This window comes from Candidatus Rokuibacteriota bacterium (assembly GCA_016188005.1).
Classification (GTDB): domain Bacteria; phylum Methylomirabilota; class Methylomirabilia; order Rokubacteriales; family CSP1-6; genus UBA12499.
Map to the genome: position 1 here is coordinate 31,616 of JACPIQ010000067.1, position 19,690 is coordinate 51,305.

Sequence of the window (19,690 nt, forward strand, 5' to 3'; positions counted from 1 at the left end):
CCGGAGACAGGCCCGGAGGGCCGAAGAGGCGCAAGCGCCGCGCGAAGGCCTCCACAGTCAGGCGAGCTAGATGAGGCCCGGAGGGCTGAAGACGCCCCGGTGGCCCGGGCGCCCCGATGAGCCCCATGAGGGCGAAGAGGCCAGGCTGCCGCGTGAGGTCCTCCACATTAAGGCAAGATAAATGATCCCAGAGATCGGCTACGCAGCGACCATCGTGGCCTTCGGCCTCGCCCTGTACGGGAGCGTCACCTCCGCGGTCGCGGGGCGCACCGGCCGCAGGACGCTCGTGGCGTCGTCGGAGCGCGCGGCCGTCGGCGTCCTCGTCCTCGTGACCGCCTGCATGCTCCTGCTCATCTACGCCTTCCTCACCTTCGACTTCTCGGTGCGGTACGTCGCCATCAACACGAACCGGGGCACGCCCTTCTACTACCGCATCACGGGACTCTGGGGGGCGCTCGAGGGGTCGATCATCCTGTGGACATGGATGCTCGCCCTGTACACGCTGATCGTGGTCGTCCAGTATCGGCGGCGGCACCCCGAGTTCTACCCCTGGGTGCTCTCGGCCATGATGGGCATCGCCGCCTTCTTCCTCCTGGTGATGACGATCCCGGCGCCGCCCTTCGAGCGGCTCACCCCGGTGCCTCCGGACGGGCGGGGCCTGAACCCGCTCCTCCAGGACTCCGGGATGATCACCCACCCGGTGGCGCTCTACCTCGGCTTCACGGGCTTCACCGTCCCGTTCGCGTTCGCCCTGGCCGCGCTGGCCACGGGCCGGATCGGCGACGAGTGGATGACCATCACCCGCCGCTGGACCGTCATCGCCTGGTACTTCCTCGCTCTCGGGCTCCTCATCGGTGGCTGGTGGAGCTACCACGTGCTGGGCTGGGGAGGCTACTGGGCGTGGGATCCCGTGGAGAACGCCGCCTTCATGCCGTGGCTGACCGGCACCGCGCTCCTGCACTCCGTCATGATCCAGGAGCGGCGGCGCATGCTGAAGATCTGGAACCTGACGCTCGTCATCCTCACCTTCAGTCTCACGATCTTCGGCACCTTCCTCACGCGCTCGGGGATCATCGGCTCCGTGCACGCCTTCACCCAGGGTTCCATCGGGGCCTTCTTCCTGGGCTTCCTGGCGCTGGTGCTGCTCACCTCCTTCTCGCTGCTGGCCTGGCGCATGGAACGCCTGAAGGCGCAGGGGGAGCTCGACTCGATCTTCTCGCGCGAGTCGGCCTTCCTCCTGAACAACGTCTTCCTGGTGGCGGCGACGTTCACGGTCTTCTTCGGGACGATCTTCCCGCTCCTCTCGGAGGCCGTGCGGGGCGAGAAGGTCAGCGTCGGCGCCCCCTTCTTCAATCTCGTGAACATCCCGCTCTTCCTCGGGCTGCTCATCCTCATGGGCGTCGGCCCGCTGATCGCGTGGCGCCGTGCCTCGGCCGACAACCTCAGGCGAAACTTCCTCGTGCCAACGGCGGTGGGCGTGGCGGCAGCCGTCCTCGCGCGCGCGCTGGGCATCGCGAACAGCCTCGTCCTGCTGTGCATCGCCGCGGTGATCTTCGTCACGGGCACCATCGTGCTCGACTTCCTCCGCGCTGCGCGCGCCCGGCGCCGCAGCGGCGACGGCTGGGCCGCGGCGACGCTGGGGCTCCTCCGGCGCCAGAACCGCCGCTACGGGGGTTTCGTCGTCCACCTCGGTGTCCTCGTGGTGGCGCTGGGCGTGGCGGGCTCGAACGCGTGGTCGCTGCACACCGAGACCACGTTGGCGCGGGGCGAGAGCGTGGAGCTGGGCGGCTACCGGCTGCGCTTCGACGGCCTCCGGGGCTCCGAGGAGTCCAATCACTTCAAGGTCACCGGCACCTTCACCATTTCCAACGGGGTCGGCAGCCGGGATGTCCTCTATCCCGCGAAGAAGTTCTACGCGCAGGAGCAGAACCCCATCGCGTACGTGGACTACCGGCTGGGGCTTATCGAGGACGTGTATCTCGTCCTGGGCGATTTCGCCCGCGACGGCTCCCAGGCCACGATCAAGCTCCAGGTGAACCGCATGGTGTCGTGGCTCTGGCTCGGCGGGCTCGTGCTCACCCTCGGCACGGGCCTCGCGATCCTGCCAGACCGGAGGAAGACGGCATGAGCGGCGCCAGACGCTGGGTCCGCTGGGCCATCCCGGTGGCGGCAATCCCGGTGATCGTGCTGCTCGCCTACGGCTTCCGCACGGACCCGCGGGCCATCCCCACGCCCCTCGTGGGCAAGCCTGCCGCAGCCTTCAGCCTGAAGACCTTTGACGGCCCCGAGATCTCCCTCGCAGGCTTGCGCGGGCGGGTGGTCGTGGTCAACTTCTGGGCCTCGTGGTGCTATCCCGCGTGCTACGAGGAGGCGCCCGTGCTGGAGCGCGGCTGGCGCGCGTACAAGGACCGCGGGGTGATGCTGGTGGGCATCAACATCCAGGACAAGGAGGAGCCGGCCAGGCAGTTCCTCGCCCGGTTCAACCACACGTTCCCCAACGCCCCGGATCCCACCGGCCGGGTCTCGGTGGACTATGGCGTCTACGGCGTGCCGGAGACGTTCTTCATCGACCCTGCGGGCCGCATCCGGGCCAAGCACGTGGGCGCCGTGACCGACGAGATCTTCAGCGCCAACGTGGACCGACTGCTCGCGGAGCGGCCGTGAGCCTCCGCCGCCCGATCCAGCTCGGGGCCGTGGCCCTGCTCGTCCTGGCAACCCTCGGGCTGGCGCTGGCCGCCGCGCCGGTGAATGAGGACACGGTGCGTGAGATCGGCTCCGAGCTGCGGTGCGTGGTCTGCCAGAACCTCTCCGTGTCCGACTCCCCATCGGAGACGGCAAACCAGATGCGCGCCATCATCCGGGAGCGGCTGGCCGCGGGCGAGAGCCCGGCGCAGGTCAAGGCCTACTTCGTCGAGAAGTACGGGCTCTGGATTCTCCTGTCGCCGCCGAAGCGGGGCTTCAACCTCCTGGTCTGGGTCGTCCCGTTCGTCGGGCTCGGCCTGGGTCTCGTCCTCGTGGCCGTGGCCGTGCGACGCTGGAGCCGGCGGCCGCCGGGCGGCCCCGCCGCCGCGCCAGCGATCGATGCCGCCACCCGCGAGCGGATCCGCCGCGAGATGGCCGAGCTGGACACCCGATGAGCGCCGCAGGCGCGAAGAGGCCACACCGCCACGTGACATCTTCTACGTTCAGGCGACACAAATGACCGCCGTGCTCTGGGTCTCTGTCGCCGTCATCGCGCTGCCCGCCTTCGCGCTGGCCCTGTGGCCGCTCTTCCGGCGCGGCGCGGCATCGGCCGAGCGGGGCGCCGGGCCCACCGCGGACGACGACAGGCGGATCGAGCTCTCGGAGGAGAAGGCCTCCCTGTACCGCGCCCTGAAGGAGATCGAGTTCGACTACGACGCCGGGCACCTCTCCGAAGAGGATTACCGCCCGCTCCGGGACCGGTACGAGGGCCGCGCTGCGGCCGTGATCCAGGCCCTCGACGCGCTGGGCCCCGTGTCCATGCCCCAGGGCCGGGTGGGGCGAGGCGACACCGAGGCCGCGTCGGAGGCTCCGGCAGCCGGGCGCCGCGGCTGGACGAAGCACCCGGCTGCCCTCGTGGGGGGGTCTGTGCTCCTGCTGCTCTTCGGCTTGCTCCTCGGTCTCGGCGTGGGGCGATTCACCGAGAAGGAGCCCGCGGCGGCGCCGTCTGGCGGGCGCGCTGGCGTGCCCGACGCTCCGGCGGCGGCCGGTGGCCCGGGCATGCCGGGCATGCCAGGCATGCCCGGGGACCCGGCGCCCGAAGCGGCCCCCGGGGAACCTGCCGGCGCCATCGCGCCGGAGGTGATGGCTCGCATGCTCCAGGCCGCGCGCCAGAGCCTGCAGGCGGGGCAGTACCAGCAGGCCATCAGCGCCTACCAGGCCGTGCTCAAGCGGGAACCCCGGAACGTGGACGCCATGACCCACCTGGGGCTCATCGTCGCCATCGGCGGTCACGGGGACTCGGCGCTCGAGAGCTTCGGGAAAGCCCTCGCCATCGATCCCAACTACGCGCCTGCCTATCTCTATCGCGGGCAGGTGCTCTACGACGTGAAGCAGGACTACGCCGGCGCCATCAAGGCCTGGGAGCGCTTCATGGTGCTCGTGCCCCGAGGCGAGGAGCACGACCAGGTCAAGGCGCTGATCGAGAAGGCCCGCAGCCAGCGGCCAGCCGCCCAGCCCCGCTGAAATAGTTAGGGTTGACACCCCAAACTAGTTAGGTTAGCCTTCCTCCGGATCGTCCCCCCGTACGCGGGCGACGATCGATTCCAACGGTGGGAGGGCATCGCGACATGGACGCGAGGACGCCGGGCGGTCTGTCGGGGATCGGGCGGGGACTGCTGCTGGCCGCGCTGGGCGCGGCGATGGCGCTCGGGGCGAGCCCCGGGCCCACCGAGGCCGCCGAGGTCGTCGTGTACTCGGCGCGCTCGCACTACGGTCAGGAGCCGGCCATCGAGGCCTTCACCCGAAAGACAGGAATCCAGGTCAAGAGCTTCGGGGGCAACTCGTCCGAGCTGTTCGAGCGGCTCCGCGCCGAGGGCGACAAGACGCCCGCGGATGTGCTGATCACGGTGGACGCGGGCAACCTCTGGAACGCGGCCCGGGCCGGGCTGCTCACCCGGGTGGACTCGCCCGAGCTGCTGGCGGCCATCCCGGCCCATCTCCGTGATCCCGAGCACCGGTGGTTCGCGCTCACGATGCGCGCGCGCACCATCATGTACAACACGAGGAAGGTCAAGCCCGAGGAGCTGTCCACGTACGAGGCCCTGGCTGATCCCAGGTGGAAAGGCCGCCTCTGCCTCCGGACCTCGGGCTACATCTACAACCAGTCGTTCCTGGCGACCCTGATCAAGCGCCACGGCGAGGCCACGGTCGAGGCGATGGTGCGCGGGTGGGTCGCCAACACCCCGATCCTGATCAACGGTGACACGAAGATCCTCGAGGCCATCGCCGCGGGCCAGTGCGACGTGGGTCTCGCGAACACGTACTATCTGGGCCGCCTCCTCGCCAAGGACCCGGGCTTCCCGGTCGCACCCTTCTGGGCGAACCAGAAGACGACGGGAACCCACGTCAACATCTCGGGCGCCGGCGTGACGGCCCACGCGAAGAACCGGGCGAACGCCGTCAAGCTCATCGAGTTCCTGGCGAGCCCCGAGGCCCAGCAGATGTTCGCCGACTCGAACTTCGAGTACCCGGCCAACCCCCAGGCGGCGGTGAACCCGATCGTCGCCCGCTGGGGCAAGTTCAAGCAGGACGACACGAACGTGGCGGCAGCGGGCGAGTTCCAGGCCGCAGCCACCCGGCTGGCCGACCGCGCTGGCTACAGGTGAGCTGCGCCCGCTGACGGGCGCTCCCGCCCAGGGCGCGCCGCTCGGCCCGGCGGCGATCCGCTGGCCGTCTCCGTGGACAGCTGCCACTCTGGCGATCGCCACCCTGCTGGCCGTCCCCATCGTCGCCGTCCTGTCCTCCCTGCTCACGCCGGCCGGGGAGGTGTGGGCCCATCTCTGGCGAACCCAGCTCCCCGAGCTGATCGGCAACACGGTGCTCCTGCTCCTCGCAGTGGGCGCGGGGACCCTCGTCCTCGGCTCGGCGCTGGCCTGGCTCGTCGTCAGCTACCGCTTCCCGGCCTGCCGTGCGTTCGAGTGGGCGCTGATCCTGCCGCTGGCCATCCCCGCCTACGTGGTGGGCTTCGCCTTCCTGGGGCTGCTGGAGTTCTCTGGGCCGGTGCAGACAACGCTGCGGGGGTGGCTCGGCGACTGGGTCCGCCTCCCCGAGCTGCGGTCCTTCGGCGGCGTCGCGCTCATGATGATCCTCGTCTTCTATCCCTACGTCTACCTGCTGGCGCGGGCCGCCTTCCGCGAGCAGGGATCGGCCACGCTGGAGACGGCGCGCAGCCTGGGGCGCTCCCGCCTGCGCGCCTTCGTCGAGGTCACCCTCCCCATGGCGCGGCCGTCCCTGGCCGCCGGGGTCTCGCTGGCCATGATGGAGGCCCTTGCCGACTTCGGCACGGTGGCGACGTTCGGCTACCGGACCCTGACGGAGGCCATCTACCGCGTCTGGTACGGTATGTTCGATCGCCTGGCAGCAACGCAGCTCGCGAGCATCCTGCTGCTCTTCGCGTTCACCCTCCTGGCCCTCGAGCGCGCGTCCCGCGGGCGCGCGCGCTTCACCCAGGCCCAGCGGCGCGGCCAGAGCCTCCCCGTGGCTCTCCACGGCTGGCGAGCCGGCGCCGCGACGGCCACCTGCCTCGCCGTCCTGGGGCTCGCCTTCCTGCTGCCCGTGGGCCAGCTCGCGCTCTGGGCGATCCAGACCATGGCTTCGGGGCAGGTCGCCCCGACCTTCGGGCACCTTCTGGCCACCACCCTGTGGCTGGCCGGCGCGGCGTCCCTCGTCGCCTGTCTGCTCGCCGTGACGCTCGCCTACGCCGGACGGCTCGAGCCCTCCGGAGCCATTCGCTTCTCGACGCGCTTCGCCTCCATGGGCTATGCGCTGCCCGGCGCCGTCATCGCCGTGGGAGTTCTGCTCCCGCTGGCCTGGCTCGACCACGCCGTGGCGCCCGCGGTGGACCGTCTGGCCGGGCGCTCCGTCGGCCTCCTGTTGACGGGCTCGGCGGCCGGGCTCCTCTTCGCGTATCTCGGGCGCTTCCTGGCCGTCAGCCTGCAGACCGTGGAGGCGAGCCTCGGCAAGATCCCCGCGAGCCTCGACGATGCCGCCCGGTCCCTCGGGGCCAGCGCCGGCGCGGCGCTCCGGCGGATCCACCTGCCGCTCATGCGCGGCGGCCTGCTCACGGCCCTGATCCTCGTCTTCGTCGAGACCATGAAGGAGATGCCCGCCACGCTCCTGCTGCGCCCCTTCGGACTCAACACGCTGGCCATGGAGGTGTGGGAGCGCACCTCGGAGGCCATGTGGCAGGAGGCAGCCCTCCCTGCGCTCGCCATTGTCGTGGCAGGGCTCCTGCCGGTTGCGCTGACGCTCCGGCTGAGCGGCCGGCGCCCGGACGCCTGACCTCCGACCCGCGGCCCCGCCCGCCCCACTTCCGCGTCGCCGCGACGGCGCGTGATATCCTCATTGCCACTCATGCCGAGCCAGGCCGACGCTGCCGCCCGGATCGATGTGCTCCGGCGGGAGATCCGCCGCCACGACGAACTGTACTACGCTGAGGCCCGCCCCGAGATCTCGGATGCCGAGTACGACCGCCTGAAGCGCGAGCTGGTGGAGCTGGAGGCGGCGCACCCTGAGCTCCGCGCGGCCGACAGCCCCACCCAGCGCGTGAGCGGGCGTGCCACCGAGGCCTTCGCCGCCGTGGAGCACCTGGCCGCCATGCTGTCGCTGGACAACGGCATGAGCGCCGAGGAGCTGCTCGAGTTCGAGGTGCGGCTCCAGCGCAGCCTCCCGGGCGCGGCCTTCGAGTACGTCTGCGAGCCCAAGATCGACGGCCTCGGCGTGGCTCTCCTCTACGAGCACGGCCGCTTCACCCGGGGCGCCACGCGGGGAGACGGCCGGGTGGGCGAGGACGTGACCCACACCCTCAGGACTGTCAAGGCCATCCCCGAGCGCCTCCACGGTCCGCTGCGCGCGGTACGGACGCTCGAGGTCCGGGGCGAGGTCTTCATGCCTCGCGAGGCCTTCACGCGGCTCAACGCGGCGCTGGAGGAGGCAGGCGAGCCCGTCTTCGCCAACCCGCGCAATGCTGCGGCGGGCGCCGTGCGCCAGAAGGATCCGGCGATCGCGGCGACCCGTCCGCTGGACATCTTCCTTTACCACGTGAGTGCCTGCAGCCCCGCCCGCTTCGGCTCCCACTGGGAGACGCTGGAGGCGCTCCGGGAGAGCGGCTTCCCCGTCAACCCGCGCTCGAAGCGCTGCCGGGATATGGACACGGTGCTCGCCTACTGCCGGGAGGTCGAGGCGGGGCGCGACAACCTCGACTACGACGCCGACGGCGTGGTGGTGAAGGTCAACGATCTCGAGCAGCAGCGCCGGCTCGGCGCCACCGCGCATCACCCGCGCTGGGCCATCGCCTACAAGTTCGCTGCGCGCCAGGCCACGACGCGCGTGCTGGAGATCACCGTCAACGTGGGCAAGAGCGGTGCGCTCACCCCGACCGCCCGGCTCGAACCGGTGGAGCTGGCGGGCGTCACCGTGAGCAACGTGAGCCTCCACAACGAGGACGAGGTCAGGAGGAAAGACGTGCGCGTCGGGGACACGGTCCTCATCGAGCGGGCGGGAGACGTCATCCCGTACCTGGTCCAGGTGATCGCGAGCAAGCGCCCCCCGGAGGCGCGCCCCTTCCGCATGCCTCACCGCTGCCCGGCCTGCGGAGGGGCCGCCATCCGTCCCGAGGGCGAGGCCATCTGGCGCTGCACGAGCGCCGCTTGCCCCGCCCAGCTCAAGGAGCGCCTCTTCCACTGGGGCTCGCGACGGGCCATGGACATCGAGCATCTGGGCGAGGGGGTGGTCGCCCAGCTCGTGGACCGCGGGCTCGTGCGCGAGTTCGCGGATCTCTACCGCCTCACCGTGGCGGAGCTCGCCGCCCTCGACCGCATGGCGGACAAATCGGCGCGGAACCTCCGCGACGCCATCCAGGCCTCGAAGAGGCGGGGGCTGGCCCGCCTGCTCAACGGCCTCGGCATCAGGATGATCGGCGAGCGCGCGGCCCAGCTCCTGGCCTCGCGCTTCGGCAGCATCGAGCGCCTGGAGCGGGCCGGCGAGGCGGAGATCGGCGAGATCTACGGCATCGGCCCGCAGATCGCAAAGGCCGTCACCGCCTTCTTCGCGGAGGAACGGAACCGTAGGACCGTCCAGCGGCTCCGCGACGCCGGCGTCGTCATGGCCGAGGAGGGCGCCCACGAGGGACCCCGTCCCCTGGCCGGCAAGACCCTCGTCCTCACCGGCAGCCTCAGGAGCCTGACGCGTGACCAGGCCAGGGACCTCGTGACCCGGCTCGGCGGGCGCGTCAGCGGCTCCGTGTCGAAGAAGACCGACTACGTCGTGGTGGGCGAGGACCCGGGTGGGAAGGCCGACGACGCGCGCCGCCTCAAGGTCGAGATCCTCGGCGAGGAGGAGTTCCTCCGGCTGGTGGGACGCGCGTCGTGAGGGCCGGGACTGTCGCCTTCGCCACCGTGCTGCTGGTCTCGGCTGCAGCGATGGCCGCGGAGCCCGCTCCGCCGCTCACGCGCGAGCAGGCGCTCGAGCAGCTCGCTCGGGGTGCCGCGGAGTCGCGCCGGCAGGCCGCTGGCTGGCTCGGTGAAGCGGGCCTCATGGCCGACGTCCCCGCCCTGGTCCAGGCACTCCGCGACCGCGACGGGATCGTCCGGGGGCTGGCGGAGAACGCCCTCTGGCAGGTCTGGAGCCGCTCGGGCGATCCGGAGGTGGACGCGCTCTTCGCCCTCGGGGTCGAGCAGATGACCCAGCGCGCCAACGGCGCCGCCATCGAGACCTTCACGCGGATCATCGAGAGGAAGCCGGACTTCGCCGAGGGCTGGAACAAGCGGGCGACGGTCTACTACCTCATCGGCGAGTACGAGAAGTCGCTCCGGGACTGCGACGAGGTGCTGAAGCGCAACCCCAGCCACTTCGGGGCGCTGGCTGGCTACGGGCAGATCTACCTCCAGCTCGGCGTGCCCGAGCGGGCGCTGGAGCACTTCCAGCGAGCCCTCCGCGTGAACCCCAACCTGGAGCAGGTGCAGGCCGCAGTGGAGCAGCTCCGCGAGCTCCTCATCCGGAAGCGTCGCGGCACCATCTAGTGCTCTATCCCGGAGATCCGAAGCCAACGCGCGCGCCGGGGCCGGGGGCCTTCCCCGCGGAACCGTGGCTTCTGCGCGATGCCGGAGCCGCAGACCTCACTCGCGCGGTTCGGTCCGAGACGTTGCCGCGGGTGGCGACTCAGCGTGTTCCGCGGGGAGGGCCCCCTGCCCCGGCCCGCGGGTCCGCCGCAGCTGCGTGATGGAAAAGCCCCTCACCCGCCCATAGGAGGAATCCCCGTGCCCCTCAGCGCCCAGCAGATCGACGCCCTCAGAAAGATCACGAGCCCCAGTGTCGCGAACGCCATCGAGACCTTCAACGTGCGGCCCCGCGAGCAGGGCAATCTCTCGTCCGACATCCGCGCCCTCTTTCCCGAGCTCGGCCCCGTGGTGGGCCACGCCGCCACCTGCCTGATCCGCGCCGAGCGCGGCCCCCTCGAGGGCCACCGTGCGAGCCTCTTCGCCTGGTGGGACTTCGTCCTGAGTCTCCCCGCGCCGCGGGTCATCGTCGTCCACGACCTCGACGACCCGCGGGGCCAGGGGGCCCAGTGGGGGGAGGTGCAGGCCAACATCCACCGGGCCCTGGGCTGCGTGGGGGTGGTGACGGACGGCTCGGTGCGCGACCTCGACGAGGTGCGAGCGCTGGGCTTCCAGTTCTGCGCGGCGCACGTCTCGGTCTCCCACGCCAACGTCCACATGGTGGACTTCGCCATCCCGGTCAAGGTGGGCGGCGTCTGGGTCAAGCCCGGCGACCTCATCCACGGCGACCAGCACGGGGTGCTCACGCTCCCCGAGGAGATCGTCCCCGGCATCCCCGAGGCCGTGGCCAGGGTCGAGGCCATGGAGCGCCGGATCATCTCGGCCTGTCGGGCCCCCGACTTCACCGCCGAGAAGCTCAAGGCCGTGTACCGGGAGATCCGTCCGGGGACCTACTGATCCCTCTCGCCGAACTCGTGAACGCCGGGGCCCGCTCTCCGCGACAGTCACTGGCGCGGCAAGGGCGGCGGAAAGAGGCTTGCCCGCCGGTGGCGGAAGAGACCCATGGCGGCTGGACCGAGGAGCACCGCCGCGCCGACGAGCCGCCCTGCCGCCGTGCGCCGCCGCCAGCCCGTCCATCCGCGTTGAGCAGCCCGGGCCAGCTGCCGTACAATGGCGGCGCCGGCGCCGGCCCGAAGCGGGTGCGGCCGCCTGGCGCCCATCATGATCGAGATCCGCCTCCCGTCCCTGTCCGACGCCGGCCCCTGCACCGACCTGGCCGCCCTCGTGATCGGCCAGGAGCGCGCGGGGCCGTTCATCAAGTCACACCTGGAGCGGCATCAGCTCGTCGTGGCCGAGGCGGACGGGGAGGTGGTCGGATGCCTCGCCTACCGCACGGACTGGTTCCAGTGCACCCTGGTCTCGCTGGTGGTGGTCCGGGAGGACTTCAGGCGCAGGGGCATCGCGAGGGAGTTCTTCAAGACCGTGGAGGCCGTGTCCCTGAGCCCGCGGCTCTTCTCCTCCACGGAGGAGACGAACGCGCCCGCCATCCGCATGCACACGGCACTGGGCTTTGCGCCGAGCGGCTACATCGACAACCTGCCCCAGGGAACGCGGGAGCTGCTCTTCTACCGGCGCATCGCCCCCCGCGGCGCCGCGGGCTGACGGCGATGCGGACCGCGTTACTCGCATCGCGTGAGGAACGGACGCAGCGCGACCATCCGGCGGGGGCGGGCGGGCGCCAGCCCGGGTGCCCGCCTGGCGTGACGGCAACTCGCATCGCGTGAGGAACGGACGCAACGCGCCCATCCGGCGGGGGCGGGCGGGCGCCAGCCCGGGTGCCCGCCTGGCGTGACGGCAACTCGCATCGCGTGAGGGAACGGACGCAGCGCGCCCATCCGGCGGGGGCGGGCGGGCGCCAGCCCGGGTGCCCGCTTGGCGTGACGGCGACTCGCATCGCGCGAGGGAAGGGGCGCAGCGCGCCCATCCGGCGGGGGCGGGCGGGCGCCAGCCCGGGTGCCCGCCCCTATTGAAAGGACCACCACATGCCCGAGAAACCGAAGCTGATCGCCGAGGCCGAGGAGGAGTTCGCCGCCTTCAAGCGCGCGCTGGCAGGGCTCACCGAGGCCCAGATGCGGGAAATCTGGTGCGGGACGTGGGGCGTCCGGGAGATCGTGGCGCACATCTCGGGCTGGCACCGCGAGCTGTGCCCGGCGCTCCTGCGGCTCGGTCGCGGCGAGAAGCCGATCCCCGAGGGCGTCTCGTACGACGACGTGGACGCGTGGAACGCGAGGTTCACCGCCGGGAAGAGCTCCTGGGCGACGGAAGCCCTCCTCGCCGAACTGGACGCCTCCCACGCCGACTTCCTCCGGGCGGCGCGCGGCGTGCCCGAGGACCGCCTACTGCCGGGCAGGACCGCGTACAAGATCGTGGACCTGAACAGCCGCCATCACTACCAGGCTCACCGCGACGACATCCTCGGCTGGCGCCGCTTGCGGGGCATCTGATCCCGCGCCCGTGACCACGGACCTTGCGCGGACGCGCCGCGCCCGGTGGTGGATCATCGCGGTGCCGGCGCTCCTCTACTTCTTCTCCTACTTCCACCGGATCGCGCCCGCGGTGGTGGCGGCCGACCTCATGGGCGCCTTCGCCGTCCCGGCCGCGGCGCTCGGATCCCTCTCGGCCATCTACCCGTACTGCTTCGCCGCGATGGCGCTCCCCGGCGGGAGCCTCGCCGACACGCTCGGACCCCGCCGCACCCTCACGCTCGGCGCCCTCACCATGAGCGTCGGCGCCGTGGTCTTCGGCCTGGCTCCGGCCTTTGGCACGGCCCTGGCGGGCCGCCTGCTGGTGGGGCTCGGCGCCTCGGTGATTCTGATCGCCTCGCTCCGCCTCGCCGCGGAGTGGTTCCGAACCGACGAGTTCGCGACCGTCTCCGGCTGGAGCCAGACGGTGGGCTCTCTGGGCGCCCTGGTGGGGACGACGCCGCTGGCGCTCCTGGTCGAGGGGCTCGGCTGGCGCTCGGCCTTCGTGTCGATTGGCGGGTTCACCGCCCTCCTGGCGGGGGCCTGCTTCCTCCTCGTACGCGACCAGCCGAGCGCGCTCGGCCTGGCGCCCATCAACCCCGTGCGCCCCGGTCCCGCGCCCAGTCTCCGGGCGGTGCTCTCCGGAATCCCCGCGGTGGCGGGAAACCGGCGCTCATGGCCGCCCGTGCTCACCTCCACCGGCGTCTACGGCGCCTTCGTGGCCTTCGTGGGACTCTGGGGCGTCCCCTACCTCACCCAGGTGTACGGCGTGCCCCGCGTCCAGGCCTCCAACCTGATCGCCCTCGCGGCCGTGGGGCTGCTCGTCTCCTCGCCGCTGGTGGGCTGGGCCTCCGACCGCTGGCTCGTTCGCCGCCGCCCCCCGCTCGTCGCGGCAACGGCGCTCTACGTCGGCGTGTGGGCGGCGCTGGTCCTGCCCGGGCAGCCCGTGCCGCTCGGCTGGATCGGCCCCCTCTGCTTCCTCCTGGGATTCGGCTCCGGGGCGGTGGTCGTGGTCTTCTCCTGCGTGCGGGAGGTCAACGATCCCCGCTACCTGGGCGTGGCGCTGGGGTTTCACAACCTGCCGGTGTTCCTCGGCTTCGCCCTCATGCAGTGGCTGACAGGCGCCCTCCTCGACGCCGGCTGGGAGGGCGCGCTGGCCGCGGGAACGCGCATCTACTCGCCGGGTGCCTACCGCGGGGCGTTCGCACTCTGCCTGGCCGTCTCGGCGGCCGCGCTCGTCTGCGCCTGTCTCGTGACGGAGACGCGCTGCCGCAACATCTGGCGGGCCCCCTGAGCGGGAGAGCCTGCCTGTCAGGATGCGGGAGAACTCCGCAGGCGGCTCAGACGACGTCGTCGGTGCGGACGATGACCTCCCCGAAGCGACCCAGGGCCGGCGGGGGGAGGCTCTTGTAGACCTCGGCCAGACGCGCGTTGATCTCGCGATTGGCCAGCGCGAAGAGGCTCCGGCCCTCGGCGTCCCCCTCCACAAGGAACGGGCCCATCCGGTCCACCTCGAGCACCCAGAGCGCCTGGGCGATGCCCAGCTCCTCGAGCCAGTGGACGCCGAGCACCCGCCTGATGGAGCGCCCGTAGGTGGCGCCGAGGCCGTAGCCCACGGTGGTGAGGTACACGGCGCCCTGGGGGACGAACCACTCGCGATACGCCCGCTCGGTGAGCCCGGCCTTGCCGACGATGACCTTGGCCCCGGAGCGCTCGAGCCAGGCCGCCATGGACCGGCCGAAGCGGAAGCTCGCCGTCGCCGTGACCGCTTCCACGGCATAGGAGCCGTCGGGGCGCACGCTGGCGGCCGGCGAGCAGTGGAAGCTCACGTTGGACAGATCGGCGAGGCCCGGCGGCAGTGGCAGTCCCTTGTCCACCACCTGGCGGTAGACGCCCTCGCGCGCGGTGTAGAGCGCGCCGCTCAGATAGACCACATCCCCGAGGGTGAGCGCCCTGAGACCCCGTTCCGGCACGGGCGTCGTGAGGTGGATCTCATCCATGCGGACGTCGTCGAGCCGCTCGATGGCCATCACTCGATCCCCGGTCGCCGGTAATAGTCGGTGAACCACGCCGGGTCGGCGCGGAACTCGACGCGCCCGTCCAGATGGATGCGGGCCGTGGCGCGACGGGACGAGAGACAGAACTGGTGGATGCCCACGGGCATGCCGCCGGTGTGGGTATGGGCCAGCTCCACGTGCGTCGCCACCACCATGGCGGTGCCCGCGAAGCCCATGGCGCCGATGCCGATCTGATTGCCCAGCGCCGTCAGTTCCGCCTCGAGCGCGGCGGCGCCGGGATCCGGGTTCCGGCTGCCGACGAGGCGGAGGCACGCCGCCTCCTTCCCGAGGCGCATGCAGGTGTCCTTGGCCCCGCCGATGCCGACGCCGACGATGGCGGGCTGGCAGGCGAGCCCGCGCTTGCCGCCCTCGACGAGGGTGTCCACGAAGAAGCGCTTGATGCCGGGGATGCCGTCGCCGGGGAAGAGCATGCGCCAGTCGGAGCCGAAGAGGCCGCCCTTGTGGACGGTGGTCACGTCGATCCAGGCGGCCGCGGGCTCGACGCTGTAGGTGATCTCGGGAGCGTGGATCCCGACGTTGGTGTTCGGGTCCTCCCGGGTGAGCGGGTGCACGCGGTTGGGCCGGAGCGGGATGGCCGCCGTGGCCTCCGCCGTCGCCTGCCTGAGCGCCCGCTCGAGGGCCGCGAGGCCGCCCTCGACGGCCGCCTCGTTGCCGAGCTTGACGTAGTAGCGCGGCAGCCCGGTGTCGGCGCACATGGGCCGGCGGTCGGCGGTGGCGGCGTCCCAGTTGGCGAGCATCTCGGTGAGGACGAAGCGGGAGAGCCGACCCGTCTCGCGCTCCCGGGCCCGGAGGATGCCCTCGCGGTAGTCGGGGGGGATGTCGATGGCGGCGCGGGCCGTCAGCTCGCGCGCCGTCTCCTCGATCACCTTCGCGGGAATCGGGCCCATGCGCCCTCACGCAGGCCGGCGGAGCCGGCTATCGGCGGCCCTGCTTCTCGTCCCGGCGCAGCTTGTACTCGATCGAGTCCACCAGCGCCCGCCACGAGGCCTCGATGATGTTGTCGGCCACGCCCACCGTGCCCCAGGTCTCGTCGCCGTCGCCCGAGGTGATGAGCACGCGCGTCTTGGCGGCCGTGCCCTTGGTCTCGTCCAGGATGCGCACCTTGTAGTCGAGCAGCGACATCTCGCGCAGGGTGGGATAGAACTCCTCGAGCGCCTTGCGGAGGGCGTGGTCGAGGGCGTTGACCGGCCCATTGCCCGAGGCCGCGGTGTGCTCCTCGATGCCCTTGACCCGAAGCCGCACGGTGGCCTCGGCCACGGGCTCGGCGTCGCCATTGTCCTCCTCCACGATCACGCGGAAGCCGTCGAGGTCGAAGTAGGAGCGATGGTTGCCGAGCGCCCGCTCCATGAGGAGCTCGAAGGAAGCCTCCGCGCCCTCGAACTGGAACCCCTCGTCCTCCAGCCGCTTCAGCATGTCGAGGATGCGCCGCGCCTCTGGTGTGTTCTTCCCGAGATCGATGCCGTACTCCTTCGCCTTCCAGAGGATGTTGGACTGGCCGGCCAGCCCGGAGACGAGCACCCGCCGGTGATTGCCCACCAGCTCGGGCGTCACATGCTCGTAGGTCTCCGGGTACTTCAGCACCGCCGAGACGTGGATGCCGGCCTTGTGGGCGAACGCGGAGTCCCCCACATAGGGCTGCGCCGGCCAGGGCTTGCGGTTGGCCAGCTCCGAGACGAAGCGCGAGACGGCCCGCAGGTCCCGCAGGTGGTCCTCGGGGAGACAGCGAAGCCCCAGCTTGAGCATGAGGTTCGGGATGATGGAGACCAGGTTCGCGTTCCCGCAGCGCTCCCCGTAGCCGTTGATGGTGCCCTGGACGTGGTTGACGCCCTCGGCCACGGCGGCCAGCGTGCTCGCCACGGCGCAGTCGGTGTCGTTGTGGACGTGGATGCCCAGCGGCGTGGCGGACTTCACGACCGTCTTGACCTCGCGGATGATCTCCGCCACCTCGTGGGGGAGGCTGCCGCCGTTGGTGTCGCAGAGGACGAGGCAGTGGGCTCCCGCGGCCTCCGCCGCGCGGAGCGTCTCGAGCGCGTACTCGCGGTTCCGCTTGAAGCCGTCGAAGAAGTGCTCGGCGTCGAAGATGACCTCCTCGAAGTGCTTCAGGAGGTAGGCCACCGAGTCGCCGATCATGGCGAGATTCTCCGGGAGCGTGGTGCCCAGGGCGGAGGTGACGTGGAAGTCCCAGGCCTTGCCGAAGATCGTGACGACGGGCGGGCCGGCCTCCACCATGGCCTGCAGGTTCGGGTCCTCCTGCGGCTTGACGCCGGGCCGGCGCGTGCTCCCGAAGGCGGTGATCTTGGAGGTCTTGAAGGCGGCGTCCTGGACGCGCCGGAAGAAGCGCAGGTCCTTCGGGTTCGACCCCGGCCAGCCGCCCTCTATGTAGTGGATTCCGAGGGCGTCCAGCCGCTGAGCGATGCGGACCTTGTCCTCCATGGAGAAGGCGACACCCTCTCCCTGGGTGCCGTCTCGGAGGGTGGTGTCGTAGACCTTGATGAGCCGTTGCATGGAGAACTCATCATCGGCCACCCTGCCGGGAGTGTCAAGATTTCCGGCTAGATGGCGCCCCCCGCCCGCAGCTGCTCGATCCTGGCCCTTGGCAGCCGCAGCACCTTCGTGAGGATCTCCTCCGTGTGCTGGCCCAGCAGCGGCGGCGGGGTGGAGGTGGATCCGGGCGTCCCGTGGAGCCGGATCGGCACGCCCATCACCGTGACCGGGCCAGCCTTGGGATGGGCGAGCGTCACCGCCATGCCGCGAGCCTTGAGGTGCGGGCTCTCGCACACCTCCGCCACGCTCTTGATCCTGCCAGCCGGCACGCCCGCCCGGTCCAGCCTCTGGAGCCACTCGGCGGCAGTCCTCGTGCCGAGCTCGGCGTTGAGCAGGGGAATCAGCGCCTCGCGGTTCTGCACGCGCCTGGCCTCGGTGTCGAAGCGCGGGTCCCGCACCAGATCCGGCCGCTCGAGGGCGCCGCAGAGCCGCTCCCACAGCGAGTTGTTCGCCACCCCCAGCGTGAGATAGGCGTCCTCGGCGCGGAAGACCTCGTAGGGGACGATGGAGGGATGCTGGTTGCCCCGGCGAGTCGGCCGGCCGCCCCCGTTCCAGTAGAGCCCGGCCTGATAGGTCAGCAGCGAGGCCATCACGTCGAGCATCCCGATCTCGACCTTCTGGGCGCGCCCCCAGCGCTCCCGGGCGAGCAGCGCCAGGGTGATCCCCTGGGCCGCGGCCATGCCGGAGACCAGGTCGGCGATGGAATTGCCCACCTTGACCGGCGGCCCGTCCGGAAAGCCGGTGAGGTCCATGAGCCCGGACTCGCCCTGAACGATGAGGTCGTAGCCGGGGCGGGAGGCCTCGGGCCCGCTCTCGCCGAAGCCGGAGATGGAGCAGTAGACCAGCCGCGGATTGTCCCGGGACAGCCGATCCCAGCCGAAGCCCAGCCGCTCCATGGTCCCCGGGCGGAAGTTCTCGAGGAGCACATCGGCGCGCCGGATGAGCCGGCGCAGGATGTCCTGCCCCTCGGGCGCCTTGAGGTTGAGGGTGAGGCTCTTCTTGCCGCGGTTGACGGCCATGAAGTACGTCGCTTCGCCGCCGGCGAAGGGCGGCCAGCCTCGGGTGTCGTCACCCTTGCCAGGCTCCTCGACCTTGATGACCTCCGCCCCCATGTCGGCCAGCGCCATGGCGCAGAAGGGGCCCGCCAGCACGCGGCTGAGATCCACGACGCGCATCCCAGCCAGCGGCGGGCGGGCCGCGGGGGCGCGCCGCAGGGGGCGAGATGAGGCGGGCTTCGATCGGGCCTTCGCTCTAGCCACGGGACCTCCCTTTCCAGATGCCCTTGACGACGCTCTTGGTGATGGCGGCCACCTTCTCGCCGCGGGCGCCCGCCCGCCGCCAGAAGAGGCGCGCCCGATCGGCGAAACCCAGGTGCGAGAAGTAGAAGACGGCGTTTACCTCCTCCACCGACACGGTGGAGCCGATCCGGACCCCCCGGGTCTCCTCACCGTGGCAGAAGAGCCGCGCCCCGCCCTCGAGCTCCACCAGGGCGATGTGCAGCGGCGAGCGGAACCCCTCCGGCGGCGAGTGGAGCGTGGTGAACGAGACGACCTCGCCGACGCCCGCCACGCTGTCCGGCACCATCCGCACCCCGTGATCGGGGCACGTCGGCGCGGGCGGCACCACGAGGCGCCGGCATCGGGGGCAGCGCGAGGCGGCGACGATAGTCTCGTGGATCACGAGCGGGCCTCCAGCAGGACGACCCAGTTGTTGGTGGCGATCCCGCCGATGGACTGCGCGAGTCCCACGCGCGCCTTCACCTGCCGCTTCTCGGCCTGCCCGGAGAGCTGCCAGGTCAGCTCGACGACCTGGGCGATGCCCGTGGCCGCCAGCGGATGGCCGCGCGCCTTGAGCCCTCCCGATGGGTTCACCGGCAGCCGGCCCTCGAGCCCGGTCTCACCGTCGAGCGTCGCGCGCCCGGCCTTGCCGGCGGGGACGAGCCCCGTATCCTCCAGCGAGATCAGCTCGAAGGGTGAGAAGGCGTCGTGGATCTCCGCCACCTCCACGCGCTCGGGGCCGAAACCCGCCATGCGGTAGGCCGCCCGCGCGGCGGCCTGTGTGGCGCGGAAGGAGCAGAGATCCGAGCGGTAGCGGACGGCGATGGCCTCGGTCCCCTGCCCGATCCCCGCCACACGCACGGCGCCGCCCTCCGCGCTCAGGACCACGGCCGCGGCGCCGTCGGAGATCGGACAGCAGTGGAAGAGACGCAGGGGGTCGGCCACGATCCGGCTCTCCATCACCGCCTCGAGCGTCACCGGCTCCTGGAAGTGGGCGAAGGGGTTCCGCTGCGCGTGGGCGTGGTTCTTCACCGCAACCTGGGAGATCTCGCGGAGCCCGAGGCCGGTCCGGTGCATCACGGCGCGCGTGATGAGCCCCGCCAGCGCCGGCATCGTGGTGCCGTAGCGCCGCTCGTGAGGGTCGATGGAGCGGCCGATGATCTCGGAGACACGTGGGGTGGGGAGATGGCTCATCTTCTCGCCGCCGAGGACGAGGACGGTGCGATGCAGGCCGGCGGCGATGGCCGCGTAGCCGCAGTAGAAGGCGGCCAGCCCCGAGGAGGTGGCCGTCTCGACGCGAAGAGCGGGTACCTGGGCGAGACCCAGGTGCGTGTTGATCAGCGAGCCGTAGTTGCCCTCGCCCGTGAACTCCTCGGGGTTCATCGCCGCCACGACGATGGCGTCGGGACGCTCCACACCGGCGCTGTCGAGCGCCACGCGGGCGGCCTCCGCCATGAGGTCTGGAAGGCTTTCCGCCCGCTTCCCGAAGCGTGTCATGCCTGCGCCGGTGATCCAGACGCCGCTCACCCGTC

Annotated in this window: 18 protein-coding genes; 12 read left to right on the forward strand and 6 right to left on the reverse strand. The window is 71.4% G+C overall.

Annotated features, from left to right (window positions below; translation table 11 throughout):
- Positions 1–181: 181 nt before the first annotated feature.
- From HYV93_12840 to HYV93_12895, 12 genes are all read left to right on the forward strand, one after another.
- Complete coding sequence (locus HYV93_12840) at positions 182–2,128, forward strand: heme lyase CcmF/NrfE family subunit (GenBank protein MBI2526856.1); 1,947 nt, start codon at positions 182–184, stop codon at positions 2,126–2,128.
- Positions 2,125–2,664 carry a redoxin domain-containing protein gene (locus HYV93_12845; protein MBI2526857.1) on the forward strand — a complete coding sequence of 180 codons (540 nt, stop codon included), beginning with the start codon at positions 2,125–2,127 and terminating at the stop codon, positions 2,662–2,664. Before HYV93_12840 ends, HYV93_12845 begins: the two co-directional genes overlap by 4 nt.
- Positions 2,661–3,137, forward strand: coding sequence for a cytochrome c-type biogenesis protein CcmH (locus HYV93_12850; GenBank protein ID MBI2526858.1), 477 nt, complete (start codon positions 2,661–2,663; stop codon positions 3,135–3,137). The genes HYV93_12845 and HYV93_12850 overlap by 4 nt, the downstream gene beginning before the upstream one ends.
- Before the next feature lie 61 nt (positions 3,138–3,198).
- Positions 3,199–4,206, forward strand: a complete 1,008-nt coding sequence (locus tag HYV93_12855; GenBank protein ID MBI2526859.1) for a tetratricopeptide repeat protein — start codon at positions 3,199–3,201, stop codon at positions 4,204–4,206.
- A gap of 104 nt (positions 4,207–4,310) precedes the next feature.
- Positions 4,311–5,348 (forward strand): extracellular solute-binding protein, encoded by a 1,038-nt coding sequence (locus HYV93_12860; GenBank protein MBI2526860.1) that lies wholly within the window; start codon positions 4,311–4,313, stop codon positions 5,346–5,348.
- 160 nt (positions 5,349–5,508) lie between these two features.
- A complete protein-coding gene (locus HYV93_12865; GenBank protein ID MBI2526861.1) occupies positions 5,509–7,023 on the forward strand; it encodes an iron ABC transporter permease in 1,515 nt (504 codons plus the stop codon).
- 72 nt (positions 7,024–7,095) lie between these two features.
- The gene (ligA, locus tag HYV93_12870; GenBank protein MBI2526862.1) at positions 7,096–9,111 is read left to right on the forward strand and encodes an NAD-dependent DNA ligase LigA; all 2,016 of its coding nucleotides are present in this window, start codon (positions 7,096–7,098) and stop codon (positions 9,109–9,111) included.
- Complete coding sequence (locus tag HYV93_12875; GenBank protein ID MBI2526863.1) at positions 9,108–9,761, forward strand: tetratricopeptide repeat protein; 654 nt, start codon at positions 9,108–9,110, stop codon at positions 9,759–9,761. Before ligA ends, HYV93_12875 begins: the two co-directional genes overlap by 4 nt.
- Positions 9,762–9,998: 237 nt before the next feature.
- Entirely contained in the window at positions 9,999–10,694 is a 696-nt protein-coding gene (locus HYV93_12880) for an RraA family protein (GenBank protein ID MBI2526864.1), read from the forward strand.
- Positions 10,695–10,958: 264 nt separating this feature from the next.
- Positions 10,959–11,399 carry a GNAT family N-acetyltransferase gene (locus tag HYV93_12885; GenBank protein MBI2526865.1) on the forward strand — a complete coding sequence of 147 codons (441 nt, stop codon included), beginning with the start codon at positions 10,959–10,961 and terminating at the stop codon, positions 11,397–11,399.
- 380 nt (positions 11,400–11,779) lie between these two features.
- The gene (locus tag HYV93_12890; GenBank protein ID MBI2526866.1) at positions 11,780–12,241 is read left to right on the forward strand and encodes a ClbS/DfsB family four-helix bundle protein; all 462 of its coding nucleotides are present in this window, start codon (positions 11,780–11,782) and stop codon (positions 12,239–12,241) included.
- Between the two features lie 10 nt (positions 12,242–12,251).
- Positions 12,252–13,553: an MFS transporter gene (locus tag HYV93_12895; protein ID MBI2526867.1), complete on the forward strand. Its 1,302-nt coding sequence runs from the start codon at positions 12,252–12,254 to the stop codon at positions 13,551–13,553.
- 46 nt (positions 13,554–13,599) lie between these two features.
- Here HYV93_12895 and HYV93_12900 read toward each other — a convergent pair whose 3' ends face one another.
- The 6 genes from HYV93_12900 to HYV93_12925 all read right to left on the reverse strand — a co-directional run bounded on the left by HYV93_12900 (position 13,600) and on the right by HYV93_12925 (position 19,655).
- Positions 13,600–14,289, reverse strand: a complete 690-nt coding sequence (locus tag HYV93_12900) for a fumarate hydratase C-terminal domain-containing protein (GenBank protein MBI2526868.1) — start codon at positions 14,287–14,289, stop codon at positions 13,600–13,602.
- Positions 14,289–15,224 (reverse strand): fumarate hydratase, encoded by a 936-nt coding sequence (locus HYV93_12905; GenBank protein ID MBI2526869.1) that lies wholly within the window; start codon positions 15,222–15,224, stop codon positions 14,289–14,291. Before HYV93_12905 ends, HYV93_12900 begins: the two co-directional genes overlap by 1 nt.
- A gap of 28 nt (positions 15,225–15,252) precedes the next feature.
- A complete protein-coding gene (locus HYV93_12910; protein ID MBI2526870.1) occupies positions 15,253–16,842 on the reverse strand; it encodes a citramalate synthase in 1,590 nt (529 codons plus the stop codon).
- Positions 16,843–16,889: 47 nt separating this feature from the next.
- Positions 16,890–18,056: a CoA transferase gene (locus HYV93_12915; GenBank protein ID MBI2526871.1), complete on the reverse strand. Its 1,167-nt coding sequence runs from the start codon at positions 18,054–18,056 to the stop codon at positions 16,890–16,892.
- A gap of 76 nt (positions 18,057–18,132) precedes the next feature.
- Positions 18,133–18,561, reverse strand: a complete 429-nt coding sequence (locus HYV93_12920; protein MBI2526872.1) for an OB-fold domain-containing protein — start codon at positions 18,559–18,561, stop codon at positions 18,133–18,135.
- On the reverse strand, positions 18,558–19,655 hold the full coding sequence (locus tag HYV93_12925) for a hypothetical protein (protein ID MBI2526873.1): 1,098 nt from the start codon (positions 19,653–19,655) through the stop codon (positions 18,558–18,560). Before HYV93_12925 ends, HYV93_12920 begins: the two co-directional genes overlap by 4 nt.
- Positions 19,656–19,690: the final 35 nt, after the last annotated feature.

Bases quoted from the DNA above. Each gene is read 5' to 3' on its own strand.
- HYV93_12840 (MBI2526856.1), top strand. From the start codon at position 182: ATGATCCCAGAGATCGGCTACGCAGCGACCATCGTGGCCTTCGGCCTC.
- HYV93_12845 (MBI2526857.1), top strand. From the start codon at position 2,125: ATGAGCGGCGCCAGACGCTGGGTCCGCTGGGCCATCCCGGTGGCGGCA.
- HYV93_12855 (MBI2526859.1), top strand. From the start codon at position 3,199: ATGACCGCCGTGCTCTGGGTCTCTGTCGCCGTCATCGCGCTGCCCGCC.
- HYV93_12860 (MBI2526860.1), top strand. From the start codon at position 4,311: ATGGACGCGAGGACGCCGGGCGGTCTGTCGGGGATCGGGCGGGGACTG.
- ligA (MBI2526862.1), top strand. From the start codon at position 7,096: ATGCCGAGCCAGGCCGACGCTGCCGCCCGGATCGATGTGCTCCGGCGG.
- HYV93_12885 (MBI2526865.1), top strand. From the start codon at position 10,959: ATGATCGAGATCCGCCTCCCGTCCCTGTCCGACGCCGGCCCCTGCACC.
- HYV93_12890 (MBI2526866.1), top strand. From the start codon at position 11,780: ATGCCCGAGAAACCGAAGCTGATCGCCGAGGCCGAGGAGGAGTTCGCC.
- HYV93_12900 (MBI2526868.1), bottom strand. From the start codon at position 14,289: ATGGCCATCGAGCGGCTCGACGACGTCCGCATGGATGAGATCCACCTC.
- HYV93_12905 (MBI2526869.1), bottom strand. From the start codon at position 15,224: ATGGGCCCGATTCCCGCGAAGGTGATCGAGGAGACGGCGCGCGAGCTG.
- HYV93_12910 (MBI2526870.1), bottom strand. From the start codon at position 16,842: ATGCAACGGCTCATCAAGGTCTACGACACCACCCTCCGAGACGGCACC.
- HYV93_12915 (MBI2526871.1), bottom strand. From the start codon at position 18,056: ATGCGCGTCGTGGATCTCAGCCGCGTGCTGGCGGGCCCCTTCTGCGCC.
- HYV93_12925 (MBI2526873.1), bottom strand. From the start codon at position 19,655: ATGACACGCTTCGGGAAGCGGGCGGAAAGCCTTCCAGACCTCATGGCG.